The 3,986-nt window shown below is 43.0% G+C and carries 4 protein-coding genes and 1 pseudogene; 1 reads left to right on the top strand and 4 read right to left on the bottom strand.

Translation table 11 applies throughout. The features are described from left to right. Window positions 1-192: 192 nt before the first annotated feature. Complete coding sequence (locus ACM0OZ_RS48085; RefSeq protein ID WP_414590031.1) at window positions 193-1,824, bottom strand: RecQ family ATP-dependent DNA helicase; 1,632 nt, start codon at window positions 1,822-1,824, stop codon at window positions 193-195. A gap of 411 nt (window positions 1,825-2,235) precedes the next feature. Here ACM0OZ_RS48085 and ACM0OZ_RS48080 point away from each other — a divergent pair, with 411 nt between their 5' ends. Beyond that, on the top strand, window positions 2,236-2,445 hold the full coding sequence (locus ACM0OZ_RS48080) for a hypothetical protein (RefSeq protein ID WP_414590030.1): 210 nt from the start codon (window positions 2,236-2,238) through the stop codon (window positions 2,443-2,445). Between the two features lie 267 nt (window positions 2,446-2,712). Here ACM0OZ_RS48080 and ACM0OZ_RS48075 read toward each other — a convergent pair whose 3' ends face one another. The 3 genes and pseudogenes from ACM0OZ_RS48075 to ACM0OZ_RS48065 all read right to left on the bottom strand — a co-directional run. After that, the gene (locus tag ACM0OZ_RS48075; RefSeq protein ID WP_414590029.1) at window positions 2,713-3,114 is read right to left on the bottom strand and encodes a fasciclin domain-containing protein; all 402 of its coding nucleotides are present in this window, start codon (window positions 3,112-3,114) and stop codon (window positions 2,713-2,715) included. Window positions 3,115-3,278: 164 nt separating this feature from the next. Then, window positions 3,279-3,458 carry a chlorophyll a/b-binding protein gene (locus ACM0OZ_RS48070; protein WP_414590028.1) on the bottom strand — a complete coding sequence of 60 codons (180 nt, stop codon included), beginning with the start codon at window positions 3,456-3,458 and terminating at the stop codon, window positions 3,279-3,281. Window positions 3,459-3,518: 60 nt separating this feature from the next. After that, window positions 3,519-3,986, bottom strand: a pseudogene (locus tag ACM0OZ_RS48065) (RNA-guided endonuclease InsQ/TnpB family protein); the annotation flags it as partial.

Raw genomic sequence — 3,986 nt, 5'->3', positions numbered from 1 at the left:
CTTGTAAACTCAGTGCTGCTGGGTCATTTTGTCATGTGTTAGTCTAAACTCCAGTGATGATAAAAGTCTCTCCAACTAGTACTTATCGGCGCAAATAAAGCTACCATTCAAACAGGAACAACAAGTTTGTGACGTAAGCTTTTTGAATGCGTGAATTCTGCAAAACGTTACTAGGATAGGCTCTTTGATGTTCTAATCCACTTGCTTCAGCAGTCCCTGCACAAGCTCAACAGCGAAGGTTTTATAACCCACCTTGTCAAACAAAATCACCACTTTATCGCCTTCGTAGCGCATCACCCGCCCTTTACCAAACTTGGTGTGAATGACACTGCTGTTGATAGGGAAAGGTTGAAAGACAGTTTGCTCAACAGTGACTCCAGCTTGGCAATTATCGCAAAATCCACACTTATTCTGCATTGGTTCACCAAAATAGTTGAGCAGATACTGGCGACGACAATCTTGCAATTCGGCGTAGTTTCGCATCATTTCTAAGCGCGATCGCACAAATTGTTCTCGTCGTTCCTCAGCCAATGCTGCTGAAGAAGCTGCTGATTCTTGGTTAACTTCTGCCTTGCTTTTAGTAACCTCACCAGTTGGCAAAATTTCTACCGCCTCCACTTCTTCCAACCGACTGAGAGCTTTTGTAAGTTTATTTTGAGATAGTTCTGTTTGTTCCTGTAAATCTTCCGGCTCAAGTGGCGCATCAGCCTTTTGTACTGCTTGTGCGACTTGCAAAACTTCCTCAAAATCTAGCTTACCGCCACTGGCAAAAAAACGGCGGATGTTGAGGTCATTTGAACGATAAAACAGAATCGCTTTCGCCTCCTCCCCATCCCGTCCGGCGCGTCCAATTTCCTGATAATATGAGTCAATAGAATCGCTAATGTCGTAGTGGAAGACAAAGCGCACATTCGATTTATCTACCCCCATACCAAAAGCAGTAGTCGCAACAATAACCTCTGCCTCATCAGCCATGAATGCAGCTTGAACCTGCTCGCGTTCTGATGCTTTCATTCCTGCATGATAATGGACGGCTTTGATTCCTTTTTTACATAAAGCTTCAGCGATTTTCTCAGTGTGCTTACGAGTCGCCGCGTAAACTATACCAGGCTTTTCGGCAGCGGCAACACGCTTGAGCAAAGCAGTTTGTTTCTCAGCTTCGTCGTGGAAAGTCTCCACACCTAACCAAATATTCGGACGGTCAAATCCACGTACAAATATATGCGGCTTGCGCATTCCCAAGCGTTCCACAATCTCATCCCGCACAATCGGTGAAGCGGTAGCAGTTAGGGCAAGTACAGTGGGATGACCAAGCGTATCAATCACACCACCCAACCGCAAGTAATCAGGACGGAAATCATGCCCCCACTCGCTGATACAATGAGCTTCGTCTACTACAAATAGAGAAGGTTTTGCGTCTGCTATTCGTGCCAGGACTTCCTCATTATTAAATTGTTCTGGAGCAAGAAACAAAAATTCTAGCTTTTTCTTTTCTAAGTCTGTAAACGCCTCCTCTCGTTCTGCGTTGGGTATGGCAGAGTTGACAACAGCAGCTTCAGCCATATCCTGCTCCTCAATCGCTTCTACTTGGTCATGCTGAAGGGCAATTAAAGGGGAAATCACTACAGTTGCACCAGGAACTAACAAGGCAGCAATTTGGTAGATTGCTGATTTACCTGAACCCGTAGGCATCACAGCTAGAGTGTCGTGTCCATCAACAACTGCTTCGATGACTTGTTGCTGTCCAGGACGCAAGCTGTCGTAACCAAAAGTTTCTTGTGCAATGTGTTGAATCTGCTTTTGCTTTGAGCGCTGCCGTGCCATACTTAAGTCCTTATCCTAATAAGTCTATGTTGGATTTGGACTCAAAGCACTGCCTTCTCTCTTAGGAATTAAGAAAAAAATAAATAAGCTTTTAGGTTGCGAAATAATTTTTGGAATCAAACTCACTCATAAAGATTTCAGCTGAAATGACATTTAAGAAGATTTTAGGTATAAAGTTACTTGACAATAAAATATAAAGTTTGATGCAAGCTTTTTCCTATGTGTTATTATGAGTAAGGCTAGTAAAATGTAGCAATATATTTTTCTTTCCTTTGGGTAGAGGGCAATTCAGAGCAGGATAACCTGCCGATAATACTAAGGAAGAAATATCTATTTAGTGATTTATGTAGATAAGTAGGCAAAGCTGAATGTAGCTAGCTGAGCCAAGAATCCTTTTATGAGGTTAAGTCGTTGTTGAAAATTAAAGCGTTGGATATCCAGGTTGGCGATCGCATCGTTGCCTACTGCAATAACAGAATGCAGAAATGCACTGTGAAAGGCATCTTAGACCCTGGTCAGACAAGTATCACACTATCAGTATTCACTACTGAGCATTATCGCAAATCAGTCTCACGCGTAGTCCGGTTTCGGTGGGACGCTTTGGTTGATTTGGCAAGCTAAAAATTACGTCCAACTTTAAACTCGACTTTATGCAATTAAGTCGCGTAAACGAAAAGAACGGTCAACCGTTCGAGCAAAACATGAGGAACACGACGAAGTCCCGTTCCTCAAAACTCACTTTTTGGTGTCAGTTACTGGCTTAACACTGCCAACAAAAATTTAGCGTTGCTTTTTAAAGTGTTTGCTAAAAGATATTTATGCACCAGTGGGGCAGGAACTATAGGTAGTTCTTGCCCCATAAATAATATTCCCTATCTAAGCATTTGCTTACGCAGGAATCAATACTGTGTCGATGACGTGGATGACACCGTTATCAGCAGCAACATCCGGTGTTGCAACTGTGGCATCATTCACCTTGACGCCATTGGAAGCGTCAATTTTCACATCCGTTCCTTCAACTGTAGTAGCTGACTTCAGCTTCACCACGTCAGCCGCCAGTACCTTGCCTGAAACAACATGATACGTCAGGATTTTCTTGAGCTTTGGAATGTCCTTAAGTAATGCGTCTACTGTGCCTGCTGGTAGTTTAGCAAACGCCTCATCTGTAGGTGCAAAGACGGTGAATGGACCAGCGCCTTTAAGAGTATCTACCAGATTAGCAGCCTTGATTGCAGCAACTAGGGTACTGAAAGAACCCGCATTAACAGCGGTATCAACAATGTCAGCCATATATTTCACCTAGTTTTTTGTAATCTATTAACAAGTATAAACTATTTTCTCAGAAATAACCTTGACTATCAAAAAATAAAACCGTACCGTATTTTTATTTATATATTTTTATACACAAACATCAACTGAAGGCAAATAGAATCCTAATGAAAATCAGCGTTAATCTAGAAAATGCCCCAGAAATGAAGAAACCCTTGACCAGAAAACACTTCAAGTAAAACAACAGATAAAAAGCCAATCATTGCAAAACGACCATTCCAAATTTCGCTCTGAGCAGTAAAGCCCCAGCGCCAAACATTGCGTTCATCTGATACCAAAGGTGTAGTTTTTGGGGTGTTTGACATGGATAGTACTCCAAATTATTCTGTTGTAACAGTTACAAGCACTTTGACATCCTCCCACCGCTAACTCGGAGTACCGAGTATAGCGGGGGATTCCAAAGATTGCTCTTTGGGCTTCCTCTTTCTGTGAGCCGACTTACTTGAAGGAGTTTCCTCACCCAAACAGAGGTCGTTCCCGACAAGAGGCGTTAGTTCCGATGTGACCCACCGTACTTAATGCTTTTTCTAGTATGTTTCGTGCAGCATTCCAGTCCCTATCTTGGGTATGTCCGCAATGGTGACAAGTATGTGTTCTAGTGCTAAGAGTTTTCTTGACAACTTTCCCACAATTAGAGCAATTTTGACTGGTATACTGGGGCGGGACGGCAACCGTGACCACACCAAATACTTTCCCAAAATATTCAACCCATGTACGGAACTGAGTCCAGGCTGCATCAGAAATGGATTTGGCGAGGTGTCTATTCCTTACCATATTCCGCACCTTCAAGTCCTCATACGCCACGAGGTCGTTAGACATCACTACGCACCTTG

It is taken from the genome of Scytonema sp. PCC 10023 (genome assembly GCF_963920835.1).
GTDB lineage: Bacteria > Cyanobacteriota > Cyanobacteriia > Cyanobacteriales > Nostocaceae > Kalymmatonema.
Note: the sequence above shows the minus strand (reverse complement) of the source record. Positions and strands in the feature narration are given on the sequence as shown.